This is a genomic window from Streptomyces venezuelae (assembly GCF_008642375.1).
GTDB classification, from domain to species: Bacteria; Actinomycetota; Actinomycetes; order Streptomycetales; family Streptomycetaceae; genus Streptomyces; species Streptomyces venezuelae_G.
Genome location: NZ_CP029194.1, coordinates 2,674,557 through 2,690,265 on the forward strand (window position 1 = coordinate 2,674,557; position 15,709 = coordinate 2,690,265).

Genomic DNA, 15,709 nt, shown 5'->3' on the forward strand with positions numbered 1-15,709 from the left:
TGACTCGTCCCGCTTTGTCCGGTGAGGTGATCGCGGGCGGCGCGCGGCCTACAATCCGCGACCGCTGATGATCACGAGCACCGGACGAGGCGGAGAAGCGATGCGGAAACTCCTGTGGGTGGCGGCCGGCCTGGCCGGGATCGCCGCCGCGAGCGGCTGCGGGGCGCCACAGACCTCGGGCCCGGCGGCCGGGACCACGACGGCTCCCCCGTCCGTGACGGCTCCCCGGTCCGTGACGGCTCCCCCGTCCGCCTCCCGCGCTCCGGCGGGCGCGACGGAGCTGCTGGCGCGGGCGGAGGCGGCCATGGGCGCCGAGGCCGGCTGGACCTTCACGGTGACGGGCAAGGAGTCGCTGACGCAGTCCGGCGCCCCGGAGGGGCAGGGCAGCAGGGCCTCGTACTCCGCCAGGGTGGACCGGACGGCCGGCCCGGAGGCCCTGCACCAGACCGGCACGGTCACCGGCAAGAACGGAAGCAAGGCCGAAGAGGTCGTCTCCGCGGGCGGCACCGGGTACGTGCGGGAAGGCGCACCCGGCGCTCCCTGGACCAAGGGACCCCTGACCGACCCGGAGATCGCCGCCAAGGTGGAGGACCCGCTGGACGCCCTGGCCTCCTTCGCCGACTACGCCGAACGGGGCGAGCGGATCGAGGTCGTCAGGTCCGGCGGCGAGATCCGGCTCCGGCTGCGGGTGCCCTCCGCGACCCTGGCCGAGCGCGAGGAACGGCCGGCGGTCGCGCGGGCCGCCCGGGAGTTCCTGCCGACTCTGAGGAAGCTGCGGAAGGCCGGGGTCACGGCGGGCGAGAAGAAGATCGTCCTGACCGGGCTGGAGGAGAGCCTCGTCCTGGACGCGAAGACGCACCGGATGAGGTCCTACCGTTCCTCCTTCGGCTTCGCCGTCCCGCACGAGGGCCGGCAGCTCCGCTACGCGCAGGAGCTCGGGGCGGACACCCGGGGCGTTTTCACCGGCCGGATCGAGGCCCCCGTCACCGCCCGGTAGCGCCTGTCCCTCAAGGTCCCTGGCGGCCGGTCCCTGTCGGTCGAAAAGCGGTTCGCCGCCCCGGAGCCGCCTGTAGTGTCCGCGTCATGACCACACCGACAGAGACGACCGACGCGGAGTGCCTCGCCCTCACACGCGGTCTGCGCCGCCGCGGTGCGATCGTCCTCGCCGGCTTCGGCCTCGTCTGGGCCCTCGCGGGCGGTTCGGGGGTGGCGGCGGCCCCGGTGTCGATCGCGCTCGGTGTCGTCGCGGCGGCCGTGACGGCCGGCGCCGTCGTGGTCGCCTTCCGGGGCACCCAAGGCCCCGTCACCCGCCTGGTGCGGCTGCCGGAGAAGTGGAACCGCGGGGTCGGCCTGGTCAACGGTGCCGAGCTGCTGGCGATCTTCGCGGTGATCGCCGCGTCGAACGCGTCGGGCCACCCGGAGTTCATCCCGGTCGGGATCTGCCTGGTCGTCGGTCTGCACTTCTTCCCGCTGGCGCGCCTCTTCGACCAGCCGCAGTACCGGTGGACCGCCATCCTCCTGACGGCGCTCGCCCTGGCCGGTCTCGCCGTCCTCGCGACCGGGGCCTCGGCGGAGACGACCCGTGCGGTGGTGGGTCTGGGCGCGGCCGCCGTGCTGTGGGGCTCGTCGTTCCACGTGGCCCTGCGGGGCTAGGGGGTGTCGCGGGCCAGGCGGGACTTTCCGGACACCCCCTAGGGGGCAAGGCACCCCCTAGGGCGCGATCCAGTGCGGGTCGGGGACCACCGTGAGGAGTGCCGAGACGACCATGACCACCATCAGCGCGGCCGCCTCGATCCGGGCCGGGGCCTCGGCGGCGCCGCCCGACAGCATGCGGCTCCTGGCCGCCAGGGCCAGCAGGCTCACCCCGCCGAAGATCAGCAGCTTGACCAGCAGGATCCGGCCGTAGGCCGTGGTCAGGACGGCGTCCAGCGGCAGTCTGCGCAGGGTGGAGGCCGTGCCGGTGACCGCCAGGGCCGCGTAGACGACGGCGGCCATCCGGGCGTAGCGGAGGAGCACGTCTCGGCCGCCGCGCCGCAGTTTCATGGTGCGCAGCACGTACAGGAGCGTGCCGAGCCAGAGCGAGGCTCCCGTGAGGTGGACGACGGTGAGCCCGATGCCCACGGCCGGGGTGTACGTCTCCGTGTGGGCGCGCAGCGCCTCGGCGACGACCGCGACGGCCAAAGGCACCACGGCGAGGACGGGGCGCCGGGAGGCGGCGCACAGTGCGGCGAGGGCGAAGGCGTTGGCCGTGACGAGCAGGAGGCGGCCCTCGCGCAGCCCGTACACGACGGGCAGGCTCAGCCCGCTGACGGCGGCGAGGAGCAGCAGGAGTCCGGCGGAGGCGGCCGAGGCGAGCAGGGCGGCGGGCACGGACAGGGCGCGGGGCCGGGGTCCTTCCCCGGCGAGACGGCGTCCGGCGAGTTCGCCGACGTGGACGGCGAGGCCCGTGAGGACGAGGAAGCGCAGGAGCGCGGTGGTGCCGGCGGCGGGTATCCGGAGCTCGCCGGTGCCCGTCTGGGCGAGGCCGGCGCCCAGCAGGGCGAGGCCTATGACGGCGAGGGCGGCGACCGCGGCGAGGACCGCCGCGGTCAGACGGCTCGGGGTACCGAAGGGTCCGGGAAGCGTCACCGGACGATCGTCACCGAGCCCCGGACGGGCGGCAACTCAAGCTGGCGCCGCCCGTCCGGGCGGGCGGATCAGGCCTTGCTGTAGTGCGCCCAGAACTCGTCCCAGGACAGCACGCCGTCACCGTTGTCGTCGCGCTGCTTGATGAGGACCTCGGCGACCGACTCGGTGACGTTGAAGTCGCCGTGCTGCGCCATGAGGCTCTTGTACTCCGCGGCGGTGATGAAACCGTCCCCGTCGGCGTCGAACTTGTTGAATGCCGTGCGTGCCGCGTCGATGTCCGCCACTGCTTCCGCCCCTTCTTGGTGCTTCACTGACGGTGGTCAGATTAGCGGGCCCGCGCCTCGGGGAGTTCCCTCCCCCGGACGGTTCCACGACGGTCGTGCCGCAGCCGAACCGGCAGGACGCGGGCGTGCTCGCCTTCACCGCCCATTCGGTGGTGTTCACGGACGTCGATCCGGAGTGGGCACGGGTGGAGCCGGCGGCCACGTCGGGCGACCCGGACGCCCCTACCGGAAGATGCCGGTGTGGCCGAGGGAGTAGCGGCCGGGCTGCGGGTAGACGGCGAGGCCGTGGGGGCCGCCGCCGACGGGGATGCGGGCGAGCTGCTCGCCGCTGGTCGTGTCGATGGCGTACACCTCGGAGTCGTATCGCCCGGACAGCCACAGGACCTTGCCGTCGGCGGAGACGCCGCCCATGTCGGGTGAGCCGCCGTCCGGGAGCCACCACTTCTTGGTGAGCTTGTTCTTCCCGAAGTCGAAGACGGAGACCGAGCCCTCGCCGCGGTTGGGGACGTACATCTCGCGGGAGTCCCGGCTGATGTAGAGGCCGTGGCAGCCCTTGCCGGTGGGCAGCAGGGTGGGGGTGGTGAACTTCTCGCCGTCGAGCACCCACATGCCGTGGGCCATCATGTCGGCGACGTAGAACGTCTTGCCGTCCGGGGAGATCTTGACGTCCTGGGGCATGGCGCCCTCGAAGGGCAGCTTCTGCTGGCCGATCACCTCCATCTTCTCCGTGTCGACCTTGAGCAGCTCGCCGGAGAACTCACAGGAGACGACGAAGTAGCGTCCGTCGGCGGAGAAGTCGGCGTGGTTGACGCCGTAGCAGCTCACCGGGACGGTCTTCCTCCGCTCCATGGTGTGCGGGTCGCGGAAGACGAGTTCGCGGTCGAGGGAGGCCATGACGATCGCGTACTTGCCGTTGGGCGTGAAGTAGAGGTTGTACGGGTCGTGGACCTCGACCGGCTTGCCCGCGACGCCGGTGGCGGGGTCGATGGGGGTGAGGGTGTGGCCCCGGTTGTTGTTGACCCAGAGGGTCTTCATGTCCCAGGAGGGCACGACGTGCTGGGGCTGGATGCCGACGGGGATCGTCTCGACGACCTGGTAGGTCGTCGGGTCGATGACGGAGACGGTGTTGGAGTTGGTGTTGGGGACGTAGACCCGGGAGGGGAAGTTCCTGACGACCGGGGAGAGCTTGTTCGGCCGGTCCGCGGCGTAGACGTCGTTGGGGTCGAGGAGCGGCGGCATGCCGGGGAGCCCGGCGGGGGCCGCGGCGGGCTTCGGTACGGCGGGGGCGGCGGCCTTCTTGACCCCGGTGGCGCCGTCCCCGGCCTGGTTCGCGCCGCCGCAGCCCGCGAGAGTGACGAGCAGGGCCGTGGCGAGGAGGGCCCCGCTGCGCGCGGTGAGGTGTGCCATCAGGTCAGCAGCTCCGTGGTGGTGACCGCGCGCAGTCCGCGGCGGTCGAGGTCGGCGAGGAGGAGGGGCAGCGCGGCGGCGGTCTCCGGGTAGCCGAAGTGCAGGCTGACGACCGATCCGGGCCGGAGGGGGCCGGTGACGTTGCGGACGATCGCGGCGGCGCCGGGTGAGGTGAAGTCGAGGGAGTCGACGTCGTACGAGAGGGTGTGCGGGTATCCGGCGCGGTGGGCGGCGCGCAGGACGGCCCGGGAGGCGTGCTGGGTCCTGGAGGGCCGGAACCAGGTGCCGACGGAGCCGGTGAGGCGGCGCAGGCGGGTGGCGCAGGCCTCGATCTCCGCGTGGGCCTCCGCCTCGGTCATGGTGTTGATGTCGGTGTGGTGCTGGGTGTGGTTGCCGAGGTCGTGGCCGCCGTCGAGGATGCGGCGGGCCATGCCGGGGTGTTCGTCGAGCCAGGTGCCGACGGCGAGGACCGTGACGCGGGCGCCGGCCTTCTCCGCCTGGCCGAGGAGGGTGCGGGCGAGGGCGGGGTCGCCCTGGCCGTGGAAGGTGAGGGCGACGCGGGGCCGGTCGCGGGGCCCGTGGCCGATCTCGGCGGGCCGGCCGGGGAAGCGGCGCGGGGCGGGGGCGGCGGCCGGGGCGGCGGCGGGCGCCGTGCCCGGCGCGGCTCCGGGGCGGCGGGAGGCGGGGCGGGGCGGGGCTCCGTACCGCAGCCGGTGGCGAGGGCTCCCGCGAGGGCGGCGGCCGCGCCCACCCGGAGGGCACCGCGGCGGTCGGTCGGCTTCACGCGACCAGTAAAGAAGGATCTCGACCGAATCGTGATGATTAGGCCGATTCAGGACGTTTGCGGGCCACACCGGGGCGTCCAGCATGCGGACGAGCCGGGGAAACAATCGATGAACCGCATAGCCATTCAATGTTTGCAAGGCGAGTGCCGCAGGTCACCAATGATTCATAGACGATCAATCCCTATTTGACCGAATTCATCCCGGTAGGGACTTTTGGCGACGAGGCCGCCCGTCTGTCATAGTCGGAGACACGACCCCCATTGACCCGGGCACAGGTCGACATAGGCGCCGTGGATACACCCCCCCGTCCACGGCGCAGCAGACGAGAGCCCCCAGGCGCCCCACTACGGCGGACGGGGGCTTTCGTGCGTCCTGGGCCGTCCTCAGGTGCGGTCGGCGACCCTCATCTCGAACCAGGTCGTCTTGCCGCGCGGCCCGAGGTCCACACCCCAGCGGTCGGAGAGCTTGTCGACGAGCATGAGCCCCCGGCCGCTGATGTCGAGCTCGCCCACGGGCATCAGACAGGGCAGCCCGCGCGAGGGGTCACGGACCTCGATCCGGATCGAGCCGCGCCGCCGGTGCAGCCGCAGCGCGAAGGACCGGGCTCCGGTGTGCCGGACGGCGTTGCCGACGAGCTCCGAGACCAGCAGCACCGCGTGCTCGGCGATCTGCGGGCCGAGCCCCCACTGGCGCTGGACCACGCCCTGGGTGAGCCGGCGGGCCACCCAGGCCGACTCGGGGCGGGACGGCAGCCGCACGTCCTCCTCCGCCGGATTGCCGTACAACTCCAGTACGTCGGGGACCTGTTCCTCATCCACGGTCGGTGACCACCGTGGGGCGGCGGCGCTGCCGCGCTGCCACGGTTGTTCCCTACCCTCCAGGCCCGCCATGCCCCCATCATGGCCGCACGGAGCCGCCCGCGGGGGCCGTTCCGGCGGAATCGGCCCCCGCGGTCCCGTCCTCGAGCGCGCCTCAGGCGAACTTCGCCTTGCCCGGGCCCTCCTCGACGAAGCTGCGCATCCCGGCCTCCCGGTCCGCGGTCGCGAACAGCCCGGCGAACCAGGTGCGTTCGATCGCGAGACCGGTGTCGATGTCGGTCTCCAGACCCTGGTCGACGGCCTCCTTCGCGGCCCGCAGGGCGACGGCCGGACCCTGTGCCAGCTTCGCGGCCCAGGCGTGCGCCTGCTCGTACACCTCGGCGGCCGGGACGACCCGGTCGACCAGGCCGAGCGTGAGGGCCTCGTCCGCCTTCACCATGCGGCCGGTGAAGATGAGGTCCTTGGCGCGGGAGGGGCCGACCAGCCGGGAGAGCCGCTGGGTGCCGCCCGCACCGGGGATGAGGCCGAGCAGGATCTCCGGCTGACCCAGCTTCGCGTTGTCGGCGGCGATCCGGTAGTCGGCGCAGAGCGCGAGCTCGCAGCCGCCCCCGAGGGCGTAGCCGGTGACGGCGGCGACGACGGGCTTCGGGATGCGGGCGATCGCCGTGAAGGAGTCCTGGAGGGCGCGCGAGCGCTTGACCATGGCCACGTGGTCCATGACCTGCATCTCCTTGATGTCCGCGCCGGCCGCGAACACCTTCTCGCCGCCGTAGAGGATCACGGCCCGCACGTCGTCGCGGTCGGTCGCCTCCTGGGCCAGCTCGCGCAGCCGGTCCTGGGTGGCGATGTCGAGCGCGTTCATCGGGGGGCGGTCGAGGCGGATCGTGCCGACGCCGTCGGCGACTTCGAGGTTCACAGTCATGGAGGGAAGGTTAGTCGGCGTTAACGTGAAGAGACCCGGTGCTGTTGCTCACAGCACCGGGTCCCTCACGAACGACTTGCTCGACGACTTACTTGGTCCACTCCGACCACGGCATGTTCCAGCCGTTGAGGCCGTTCTCCGGCTGGATCTGCTTGTCCTTGGAGTTCTTGACGACGATCACGTCACCGATGATCGAGCGGTCGTAGAACCAGGCGGCCGGGGTCGAGCTGTCGCCCGCGCCGCGCGTGTCCGACAGGCCGACGCAGCCGTGGCTGACGTTGGAGGAGCCGAAGGTGCTCTTCGGGGCCCAGTAGTTGCCGTGCACGAAGGTGCCCGAGGTGGAGAGCCGCATCGCGTGCGGGACGTCCTTGATGTCGTACTCGCCGCCGAAGCCGACCGTGGCCCCGTTCATGCGGGTCACCTTGTACTTCTCGCTGATGACCATCTGGCCGTTGTACGTGGTCGTCGACGGGGCGCCCGCGGTGATCGGCAGCGTCTTGATGATCGAGCCGTCCCGCTCGATCTTCATCGTCTTGGCGCTGGCGTCGACGGTGGAGACCTGACGGCGGCCGATGGTGAAGCTGATCGTCTTCTTCTGCTTGCCGTAGACGCCCGGGCGGCCCTCGACGCCGTCCAGGTTGAGGTCGACCGTGACCTTGGTGCCCGCGGCCCAGTACTCCTCCGGGCGGAAGTCGAGGCGGTCGTTGCCGAACCAGTGCCCCTCGATCTCCACGGCCGGCTCGGCCGTCACCTTGATGGCCTTCTCGACGGCGTCCGGGTCGGTGATGCCCCGGGTGAAGTTGATGGAGACCGGCATGCCGACGCCGACGGTCGAACCGTCCTCCGGCGTGTAGTGGCCGATGAAGGTGTTCTTCGGGACCAGGGTGGTGAAGGTGGTGTCCTTCGCCGACTCGCGGCCCTCGGCGTCCTTCGCGACCGCGTGGACCTTGTACTGGGTCCCCGCGGACAGGTGGGCGGTGGGCGCCCAGCTGGCACCGTCCGCCGCGATCTTGCCCTCGACCGCGATGCCCTTGGAGTCGGCGACCGTGACCGTGGCCAGCTTGCCCTGCGCGGCGGTGACCTTGAGGGCCCCGCTGGTGGCGACCGAGTCGGCACCGTCCTTCGGAAGGATCGTCACGACCGCCTGGGAGGCGGCGTTCTCCGGCTTGCCGCTCCCTTGCGATGCCGGGTCCTGGCCCCCCTTGGCGCCGCCGGTCTCGCCGCCGCCGCAGGCGGTGAGGACGAGGAGCAGAGCCCCCGCGGCCAGCGCCTGCAGACGGACGCCCCCGCGTCGTCGGCCGCGCCGGCCCGTAGCTCCTACCGATGCCCCCGATATCGGCTGCCCGTTCACTGTGGTCGTCTCCCCTCGCACGGCCTGGCACTGCCACGGCCCCACCCCCGTGCGCATCCGCTCGCGCACACGGCGCTAGATAATCACACCGCAGGACACGAAAGATCCTCGCGAATGTCACCGTTCCGTCCCGATCGGCGTGCTAGGGCGAGAAGGTGATGACCTGGTGGCGAAAGGGGCGCAAGAGGGACGACGGGGACCCCTCACCTCAGCGCCGAACCGGCCTTCCAGTGGACCCAGTCCATGTTCCAGCCGCCGAGCCCGTTGTCGGGAGCGACCTTCCGGTCACGCGAGTTGACCACCTCCACCACGTCGCCGATGAGCGTCCGGTCGAAGAACCAGCCCGCCGGGGAGTCCGCGCTGCCGCCCTTCTCGTCCCGGAGCCCCACACAGCCGTGGCTGACGTTGGCCGAGCCGAACGTGGAGGGCGAGGCCCAGTAGTTGCCGTGCAGGAAGGTCCCCGACTCGGTGAGCCGCATCGCGTGCGGGACGTCCTTGATGTCGTACTCGCCTCCGAAGCCGACCGTCCGCCCGTCCATCCGCGTCACGTCGTACAGCTCCGTGACGACCATTTTGCCGTTGTACGTGGTGGTCTTCGGCGCGCCCGCGGTGATCGGTACCGTGGCCAGGACCTTCCCGTCCCTGCGGACCTCCATCGTGTGCGCGGCGGCGTCGACGACGGAGACCTGGGAGCGGCCGACCGTGAAGCCGACCTTCTTGCGCTGGATGCCGTACACGCCGGGCGCCCCCTCGACGTCGCGGAGCGCGAGGTCGACGGTGACCTTCGTGCCCGGCTGCCAGTACGCGGCGGGGCGGAAGTCGAGCCGCTCCTTGCCGAACCAGTGGCCGACGACCTCGACCGGCGGGTCCGAGGTGATGCGCACGGCGCGCTCGACGTCGTCGCGGTTCTCGATGGGCCGGTTGAAGGAGAAGGAGACGATCATGCCGGTGCCGACAGTGGAACGGTTCTCCGGCTTGAAGTAGCCGATGAACCGGCTCTCCGGCACCACGGTCGTGAAGGTGGTGTGCCGGGCCGAGCGGCGGCCGTGGGCGTCGAGCGCGACGGCGTCCACGCTGTACTTGGCGGCCAGCGCGAGCCGGGCGTCGGCCCGGGGCCGCCAGCTCAGCCCGTCCGCCGAGATCTCGCCGGGCACCCGGGTCCGCTGGGCGTCCTCGACCTGGACGACCGTCACCCGTTCGAGCCGCCCGCTGTCCACCCGTACCTCGACGGGGCCCTCGGCCGACACCCCCCGGCTGCCGTCCTCCGGACTCACCCGGATGACGTCCCCGGGGGCCCGCGCCTTGCCCGGCAGGGAGATGTCGACGCCCCCCTCGCCGCCCGTTCCTGTGCAGCCCACGAGGCCCGCCATCAGTCCCGCCACCGCGAGGGCGTACCTCGCCCGCTTCCATACACGATTCACGCTCGGCCCAACGACAGCCCCCCTCCAGGGGAAACGTGCGTGCGGGCCATGTTGGGAGCACGGCCGTGCGGGCAGAACAGGGAGGACGACGGGAAAGAACGACGCGCGGGAGCGGCGGCCGGGACGCCGCCGCTCCCCCGGGTGCGGGCCCCACGAGCCCCACGAGCCGCGGGAGGCCGGGACGGTGTCGAGCGCAGCCGAGCAGGAGGCGGTACAGGAACATGCCCTGGAGCGGGCCCGACCGCCGGTGTGGCCGGGGGCGCCGACGCCGCTCGGCGCCCGGTGCCGGGTCGGTCCTGGCGGGGTGACGGGCACCAACTTCGCCCTGTGGGCGGGGGGCGCGGAGGCCGTGGAGCTGTGCCTCTTCGACGCGGACGGCACGGAGCGGCGGCTGCCGCTGACCGAGCTGACCCACGAGATCTGGCACGGCTTCGTGCCCGGTATCGGTGCCGGGCAACGGTACGGCTACCGGGTGCACGGCCGCTGGGACCCGTGGACGGGTGCCCGCTGGAACCCGGCGAAGCTGCTCCTCGACCCGTACGCGCGTGCGGTCGAGGGGGACTTCTCGCTGCCGCCCGAGGTGTACGGGCACGTGCGGGACTGGCCGCAGCAGCATGTCGCCGACACCGTCCGCGACGACCGGGACTCCGCCCCGTACGTCCCCAAGGGAGTCGTCGTCCAGGACGACGACGACTGGTCGGACGACCGCAGACCGAAGACGCCCTGGCAGGACTCGGTCATCTACGAGCTGCACGTGAAGGGCTTCACGCAACAGCACCCCGGCATCCCCGAGCGGCTCCGCGGCACGTACGCGGGGCTCGCGCACCCCGCGGCGATCGAGCACCTCGTACGGCTCGGGGTGACGGCGGTCGAGCTGCTGCCCGTCCACCAGTTCGCGCACGAGGACCATCTGCTGCGGCGCGGGCTGAGCAACTACTGGGGGTACAACTCCCTCGGCTACTTCGCCCCGCACGCCGCCTACTCCTCCTCCGGGACGACCGGGCAGCAGGTCGGCGAGTTCAAGCGGATGGTGCGGGCGCTGCACGCGGCCGGGATCGAGGTCATCCTCGACGTCGTCTACAACCACACGGCGGAGGCGGGCGAGCTCGGTCCCACCCTCTCCCTCAAGGGCATCGACAACCGCGGCTACTACCGCCTCCAGTCCGACGCCCGCCGGTACGCCGACTACACGGGCTGCGGCAACACGCTGCACGTGGTGCAGCCGCAGGTGCTGCGCCTCATCACCGACAGCCTCCGCTACTGGGTCACGGAGATGGGTGTCGACGGCTTCCGCTTCGACCTGGCGGCGGCCCTGGCCCGCTCGATGCACGACGTCGACATGCTCTCCCCCTTCCTCGCGGTCATCGCCCAGGACCCGGTGCTCCGCCGGGTCAAGCTCATCGCCGAGCCCTGGGACGTGGGCAACGGCGGCTACCAGGTGGGTGCCTTCCCGCCCCTGTGGACGGAGTGGAACGACCGCTACAGGGACGCCGTACGGGACTTCTGGCGGGGCGCGCTGCCCGACGTGCGGGACCTCGGCTACCGGCTCTCCGGCTCCAGCGACCTGTACGCCTGGGGCGGGCGACGGCCGTACGCCTCGGTCAACTTCGTCACCGCGCACGACGGCTTCACCCTCCGGGACCTCGTCACCTACGAGCGGAAGCACAACGAGGCCAACGGCGAGGGGAACCGGGACGGCACCCACGACAACCGATCCTGGAACTGCGGGACCGAGGGCGAGACGGACGACCCGGCCATCCAGGCGCTGCGCCGCCGCCAGCTCCGCAACCTCCTCACCACCCTCCTTCTGTCGACCGGGGTGCCGATGCTCGTCGCCGGCGACGAGATGGGCCGCACCCAGGGCGGCAACAACAACGCGTACTGCCAGGACAACGAGATCGGCTGGCTCGACTGGTCGCTGCCGGAGGACCCGGGGCGGGCCCAGCTCCTCGCCCTGACCCGCCGGCTGCTCGCCCTGCGCCACCGCCACCCGGTGCTGCGCCGCCGGGCCTTCTTCTCGGGGCGGGCGCAGGGCGCGGACGGGCTGCGGGACCTGGCCTGGTTCGGCGCGGACGGCGGTGAGATGACGGAGCGGGACTGGTACGCGCCGACGGCGACGCTCGGCCTCTACCTGTCGGGCCGGGACATCCCCGGCCGGGACGAGCGAGGGGAGCAGATCACCGACGACAGCTTCCTCGCCGTCCTGCACGCCGGCCACACGCCGCTGGAGTTCCGGCTGCCGGGCCCGCCCTGGGCGGAGTCGTACGAACTCCTCGTCGACACCACCCGGGAGGACCAGTCGCGGGCGCCGGGCACGGTGCACCGGGGCGGCGGGACGATCACCGTGGGCGCGCGCTCGACGGTGCTGCTGCGGGTGAAGGCATGAGGGGGGACGGGGGTGGTCAGCTGCGGCCCAGGATGCCCCGGTCGTAGCCCGCGGCGACGGCGGCCGCCCGGTCCTTGACCCCCAGCTTGCCGTAGATGTGGGTCAGATGGGTCTTGACGGTGGCCTCGCTGATGAAGAGCTCGGCGGCGATCGCGCGGTTGGCGGTGCCCTTAGCGACGAGGCCGAGGATCTCGCTCTCCCGGGCGGAGAGGGTGGTGTCGGCGACGGATGCGGGGCTGCGGACGGCGGTGACGAGGCGGGTGGCGACGGCCGGGGAGAGGACGGTGCGGCCCTCGGCGGCGGACCGGACGGCCGCGAACAGCTCCTCGCGCGGGGCGTCCTTGAGGAGATAGCCGGTGGCGCCCGCCTCGATCGCCGGGAGGGTGTCGGTGTCCGTGTCGTACGTGGTGAGGACGAGGACCCGGGAGCGGGCGCCGAGGCGGGTGAGCTCGGCGATGGCGTCGACGCCGTCGCCCCCGGGCATGCGCAGGTCCATGAGGACGACGTCGGGGTCGAGCTCCCGGGCGAGCTCGACTCCTCGCACGCCGTCGGGGGCCTCGCCGAGGACGCGGAAGCCGGAGCCCTCGGCGGCGAACATGCCGCGCAGGCCGTCCCGTACGACGGGATGGTCGTCGACGATCAGGAGCGTGATGTCAGTCATGGCGCGCCCAACGGTACGCGAGCGGAGATCGCCGTGCCCTCGCCCGGAGCGGTCTCCACGGCGACGGAGCCGGCGAGGCGTTCGGCGCGGGCGCGCATGCCGTCGAGGCCGAACCCTCCGCCGTCGCCCCCGCGTTCGGGCCGGGCGAGCGGGTCAAAGCCCCGGCCGTCGTCCCGTACGTCCAGGGTGATCTCGTCGCCCATGTAGGAGAGGGTGACGCCGGCCCGGCCGGCCCCGGAGTGGCGGGCCGCGTTGGACAGGGCCTCCTGGGCGATCCGCAGCAGCGTGGCGGCGACCTCGTCGTGGAGCGGTTCCTCGGCCCCGGTCACGGTGAACCGGGTCTCGATACCGGTGCGTTCGGCCCACTCGGCGACCGTCTTGCGCAGCGCCTCCGGGAGGGCGTCGTGTTCCAGGGCGGCCGGGCTCAGGTTCCGCACGGAGCGGCGGGCCTCGCCCAGGCTCTGCCGGGCGAGGTCGGCGGCCCGCCGGAGATGCGCCTCGGCGCGCTCCCGGTCGCGGGTGGCGTTCGCGGCCTGGAGCTGGGTGATGACTCCGGTGAGGCCCTGCGCGATGGTGTCGTGGATCTCCGCGGCGAGCCGCCGCCGCTCGTCGGCGATCCCGGCCTCGCGGGCCTGGAGGAGGAGCTGGGCCTGGAGGGTGGCGTTCTCCGCGAGGGCCTGTTCGAGGCGGCTGTTGGCGCGGCCGAGTTCGGCGATGGTGGCGGCGCGCTCGGCGGCCTTCTCCGCGTCCTTCGTGGCGAGGTGCGAGAAGCCCATGGCGAGGCAGGCGTTCAGGGCGAACAGGCCGCCGAAGGCGAGCCACTGCGTGAGCGAGGCGGGCGGCAGGCCGCCGGACTGCGAGCCGGCCATGGTGACGGCGGTGACGAGGAGTCCGGCCTGGGCGAGACGGCGGGGCAGCAGGTGGACGGCGTCGAAGTAGCCGACGCACGCGTAGATCGCGAAGAACGGGTTGAGCCAGGTCAACGCGAAGGCGAGGGCGGTACGGAGGACGAAGTGGCCGACGGAGGCGGGCCCCGGCGCGCCCGGCACGAGAACGGGTCCGCCGTCGGGCTGCTCGGGCCCCCACCCGTCGGCCGCGACCACCCGCCGGCAGCGCTGGTCCCACACCACGTGGAGGAGGAGCACCGCCGCCGTCAGGACACCGGCCGCCACCTGCTCCGTACGGTCCATGAACACGTTCGCCGAGGCCGCGGCGATCGCCGAGGCGACGCCGAGCAGGCCGTACGGCCCCCAGCGGAAGAACTGGCGCCAGCGCTCCTCGACGGTGGTGGGCACCCCGCCGCCCCCTCTCATTCCCAGCGGAACCAGCGCACCGAGGCGCCCGTCAGCACGGCCGTCCACAGCGCCAGCACGCCGAGCTCCGTCCAGCCGGGCCAGCCGCCCGAGACAGCCGCGTCGAGGGCCTGCGAGGCAGCGCCGAACGGGCTGAGTCCGACGATCCGTTGCAGCGTATCCGGCATGGCCTGGACCGGCACCCAGACGCCGGCCGTGAACATCGCGGGGAAGGCGACGGCCGAACCGACGGCGTAGGCGATGCCCTGGGTCCGGGAGACCGCGCACACGGTGGCGCCGAGGGCCAGACCGCACGCCACGGTCAGGAGCAGGGCGAGGGCGTATCCCGCGATGTTCCCCGGCAGGGCGACACCGAAGGCGAACCGCCCCACCGTGATCGCCAGCGCCGCGGAGACCAGGGTGGCCGCCGCGTACAGCGCGATCTGGGCGGCGAGCAGCGTCGCGGGCCGGACCGGGGTGGTGGACATGCGGCGCAGGATGCCGCGTTCGCGGTAGCCGGAGAGGACCGCGGGCATGGACTGGACCGCGGCCATGATGAGGGCGAAGAGGACGGAGACGGGGACGTAGAGGTCGATGACGCGGCGACCGCCGAGGTCCTCCTCGACCTCCCGGAAGGAAGGGATCAGACCGAGGATCACGATGAGCACGGTCGGTGAGGCCATCACCCAGAACAAGGCGGCGGGTTCGCGGGTGAAGAGGCGGACCTCGGTCCGCAGGACGGCCGCGGCAGGGCTGGTGGTACTCATCGGAGTTCGGCTCCCGTCAGGTCGAGATAGGCGTCGTCGAGGGTGGCGTCGGTGACCCGGAGCTGCCCGGCGGTGACGCCCCGGCGGGCGAGGAGGGAGACGAAGGCGGCGACGGTCTCCTCCGTGCCGCTGACGACCGTCCGGTGGTCCTTCGTCGTGACGCCGGCGGCCCCGGGCAGCGCCCGCAGCTCCGCCGGGTCGAGCGGGGTGTCGGCGGCGAAGGAGATCTCCTTGGCGGCGGCGGACCGCCCGATCAGCCCTTCCGGGGTGTCGAGCGCGGCGATCCGTCCCCGGTCGAGGACGGCGATCCGGTCGCAGAGGCGCTGTGCCTCCTCCATGAAATGGGTGACGAGCACGACGGTCACCCCGCTGTCCCTGACCGATTCGACGAGCTCCCAGGCCTCGCGGCGGGCCCGCGGGTCGAGGCCGGTGGTGAGCTCGTCGAGGACCACGACCCGGGGGTCGCCGAGGAGCGCGAGGGCGATGAAGACCCGCTGCTTCTGGCCACCGGACAGCTTCCCGAACCGGGTTCTCAGATGCGGCAGCAGTCCGAGCCGCTCCGCGAGCTCGTGCCGGTCGGCGGGCCGCTCGTAGAAGGAGGCGTACAGGTCGAGCGCCTCGCGGACGGTCAGCTTCGCCTGCAGTTCGCTCTCCTGGAGCTGTACGCCGAGGACCTTGGTGAGCTCGGCGCGCTGTGTGACGGGGTCGTACCCGCAGACGCGCACCTGCCCCTCGTCGGGGGTCCGCAGTCCTCCGACGCACTCCACGGTGGTGGTCTTGCCGGCGCCGTTGGGCCCGAGGATCCCGAAGATCTCGCCCTCGCCGACGTCGAAGGAGACCCCTGAGACGACCTTCCGGTCGCCGTACGTCTTGTGCAGTCCGCGCACCTCGATCGCTGTCATGCCCCAAGGCTGTCGATCCGGGCGGATCGCCGGTATCGGCCATCGCGCTCGAAGCGGCATCAACCGATCGGCTGATGGCGGTACG

General features: G+C 72.4%; 15 protein-coding genes and 1 pseudogene. 4 read left to right on the plus strand and 12 right to left on the minus strand.

The window, feature by feature from the left end; genetic code table 11:
- Positions 1–100 precede the first annotated feature (100 nt).
- Positions 101–997 carry a hypothetical protein gene (locus DEJ46_RS11785; protein ID WP_223834596.1) on the plus strand — a complete coding sequence of 299 codons (897 nt, stop codon included), beginning with the start codon at positions 101–103 and terminating at the stop codon, positions 995–997.
- Positions 998–1,083: 86 nt separating this feature from the next.
- Positions 1,084–1,653, plus strand: a complete 570-nt coding sequence (locus DEJ46_RS11790; RefSeq protein ID WP_150265865.1) for a DUF7010 family protein — start codon at positions 1,084–1,086, stop codon at positions 1,651–1,653.
- Positions 1,654–1,710: 57 nt separating this feature from the next.
- On the opposite strand, the gene DEJ46_RS11795 is transcribed toward DEJ46_RS11790, so the two are convergent.
- Together DEJ46_RS11795 and DEJ46_RS11800 are read right to left on the minus strand one after the other, a co-directional pair.
- Positions 1,711–2,628 carry a CopD family protein gene (locus DEJ46_RS11795; protein WP_150265867.1) on the minus strand — a complete coding sequence of 306 codons (918 nt, stop codon included), beginning with the start codon at positions 2,626–2,628 and terminating at the stop codon, positions 1,711–1,713.
- A gap of 68 nt (positions 2,629–2,696) precedes the next feature.
- The gene (locus tag DEJ46_RS11800) at positions 2,697–2,912 is read right to left on the minus strand and encodes an EF-hand domain-containing protein (protein ID WP_024756557.1); all 216 of its coding nucleotides are present in this window, start codon (positions 2,910–2,912) and stop codon (positions 2,697–2,699) included.
- 26 nt (positions 2,913–2,938) lie between these two features.
- Here DEJ46_RS11800 and DEJ46_RS39830 point away from each other — a divergent pair.
- Positions 2,939–3,139: pseudogene (locus tag DEJ46_RS39830) on the plus strand (GNAT family N-acetyltransferase); the annotation flags it as partial.
- Here the strand turns inward: DEJ46_RS39830 and DEJ46_RS11810 are convergent.
- The 6 genes from DEJ46_RS11810 to DEJ46_RS11835 all read right to left on the minus strand — a co-directional run bounded on the left by DEJ46_RS11810 (position 3,135) and on the right by DEJ46_RS11835 (position 9,565).
- Positions 3,135–4,319, minus strand: a complete 1,185-nt coding sequence (locus tag DEJ46_RS11810) for a YncE family protein (RefSeq protein WP_150265869.1) — start codon at positions 4,317–4,319, stop codon at positions 3,135–3,137. The pseudogene DEJ46_RS39830 and the gene DEJ46_RS11810 sit on opposite strands and share 5 nt — an antisense overlap.
- The gene (locus DEJ46_RS11815) at positions 4,319–5,188 is read right to left on the minus strand and encodes a polysaccharide deacetylase family protein (RefSeq protein ID WP_223834597.1); all 870 of its coding nucleotides are present in this window, start codon (positions 5,186–5,188) and stop codon (positions 4,319–4,321) included. The genes DEJ46_RS11810 and DEJ46_RS11815 overlap by 1 nt, the downstream gene beginning before the upstream one ends.
- Before the next feature lie 299 nt (positions 5,189–5,487).
- Positions 5,488–5,994 (minus strand): ATP-binding protein, encoded by a 507-nt coding sequence (locus tag DEJ46_RS11820; RefSeq protein ID WP_150265871.1) that lies wholly within the window; start codon positions 5,992–5,994, stop codon positions 5,488–5,490.
- 82 nt (positions 5,995–6,076) lie between these two features.
- Complete coding sequence (locus tag DEJ46_RS11825; protein ID WP_150265873.1) at positions 6,077–6,844, minus strand: enoyl-CoA hydratase/isomerase family protein; 768 nt, start codon at positions 6,842–6,844, stop codon at positions 6,077–6,079.
- Positions 6,845–6,932: 88 nt separating this feature from the next.
- The gene (locus DEJ46_RS11830; protein WP_150265874.1) at positions 6,933–8,195 is read right to left on the minus strand and encodes an Ig-like domain-containing protein; all 1,263 of its coding nucleotides are present in this window, start codon (positions 8,193–8,195) and stop codon (positions 6,933–6,935) included.
- Positions 8,196–8,398: 203 nt separating this feature from the next.
- On the minus strand, positions 8,399–9,565 hold the full coding sequence (locus DEJ46_RS11835) for an Ig-like domain-containing protein (RefSeq protein WP_150274340.1): 1,167 nt from the start codon (positions 9,563–9,565) through the stop codon (positions 8,399–8,401).
- Positions 9,566–9,800: 235 nt separating this feature from the next.
- Between DEJ46_RS11835 and glgX the strand changes: the two genes are divergently transcribed.
- Positions 9,801–12,002: a glycogen debranching protein GlgX gene (glgX, locus tag DEJ46_RS11840; RefSeq protein ID WP_150265875.1), complete on the plus strand. Its 2,202-nt coding sequence runs from the start codon at positions 9,801–9,803 to the stop codon at positions 12,000–12,002.
- Between the two features lie 16 nt (positions 12,003–12,018).
- Here glgX and DEJ46_RS11845 read toward each other — a convergent pair whose 3' ends face one another.
- From DEJ46_RS11845 to DEJ46_RS11860, 4 genes are read right to left on the minus strand one after another with little or no spacing between them, the layout of a single operon-like run.
- Positions 12,019–12,663, minus strand: a complete 645-nt coding sequence (locus DEJ46_RS11845) for a response regulator (RefSeq protein ID WP_150265877.1) — start codon at positions 12,661–12,663, stop codon at positions 12,019–12,021.
- Positions 12,660–13,976, minus strand: coding sequence for a sensor histidine kinase (locus DEJ46_RS11850; RefSeq protein ID WP_150265879.1), 1,317 nt, complete (start codon positions 13,974–13,976; stop codon positions 12,660–12,662). The genes DEJ46_RS11845 and DEJ46_RS11850 overlap by 4 nt, the downstream gene beginning before the upstream one ends.
- Positions 13,973–14,722: an ABC transporter permease gene (locus DEJ46_RS11855; RefSeq protein WP_150265881.1), complete on the minus strand. Its 750-nt coding sequence runs from the start codon at positions 14,720–14,722 to the stop codon at positions 13,973–13,975. Before DEJ46_RS11855 ends, DEJ46_RS11850 begins: the two co-directional genes overlap by 4 nt.
- Positions 14,719–15,624 carry an ABC transporter ATP-binding protein gene (locus DEJ46_RS11860; protein WP_150265883.1) on the minus strand — a complete coding sequence of 302 codons (906 nt, stop codon included), beginning with the start codon at positions 15,622–15,624 and terminating at the stop codon, positions 14,719–14,721. The genes DEJ46_RS11855 and DEJ46_RS11860 overlap by 4 nt, the downstream gene beginning before the upstream one ends.
- Positions 15,625–15,709 lie beyond the last annotated feature (85 nt).

What these genes read in the sequence shown, in the direction of transcription:
- DEJ46_RS11785 (WP_223834596.1), top strand. Translation starts at nt 101, where the DNA reads ATGCGGAAACTCCTGTGGGTGGCGGCCGGCCTGGCCGGGATCGCCGCC.
- DEJ46_RS11790 (WP_150265865.1), top strand. Translation starts at nt 1,084, where the DNA reads ATGACCACACCGACAGAGACGACCGACGCGGAGTGCCTCGCCCTCACA.
- DEJ46_RS11810 (WP_150265869.1), bottom strand. Translation starts at nt 4,319, where the DNA reads ATGGCACACCTCACCGCGCGCAGCGGGGCCCTCCTCGCCACGGCCCTG.
- DEJ46_RS11815 (WP_223834597.1), bottom strand. Translation starts at nt 5,188, where the DNA reads ATGCTGGACGCCCCGGTGTGGCCCGCAAACGTCCTGAATCGGCCTAAT.
- DEJ46_RS11820 (WP_150265871.1), bottom strand. Translation starts at nt 5,994, where the DNA reads ATGGCGGGCCTGGAGGGTAGGGAACAACCGTGGCAGCGCGGCAGCGCC.
- DEJ46_RS11825 (WP_150265873.1), bottom strand. Translation starts at nt 6,844, where the DNA reads ATGACTGTGAACCTCGAAGTCGCCGACGGCGTCGGCACGATCCGCCTC.
- DEJ46_RS11835 (WP_150274340.1), bottom strand. Translation starts at nt 9,565, where the DNA reads ATGGCGGGCCTCGTGGGCTGCACAGGAACGGGCGGCGAGGGGGGCGTC.
- DEJ46_RS11845 (WP_150265877.1), bottom strand. Translation starts at nt 12,663, where the DNA reads ATGACTGACATCACGCTCCTGATCGTCGACGACCATCCCGTCGTACGG.
- DEJ46_RS11850 (WP_150265879.1), bottom strand. Translation starts at nt 13,976, where the DNA reads ATGAGAGGGGGCGGCGGGGTGCCCACCACCGTCGAGGAGCGCTGGCGC.
- DEJ46_RS11855 (WP_150265881.1), bottom strand. Translation starts at nt 14,722, where the DNA reads ATGAGTACCACCAGCCCTGCCGCGGCCGTCCTGCGGACCGAGGTCCGC.
- DEJ46_RS11860 (WP_150265883.1), bottom strand. Translation starts at nt 15,624, where the DNA reads ATGACAGCGATCGAGGTGCGCGGACTGCACAAGACGTACGGCGACCGG.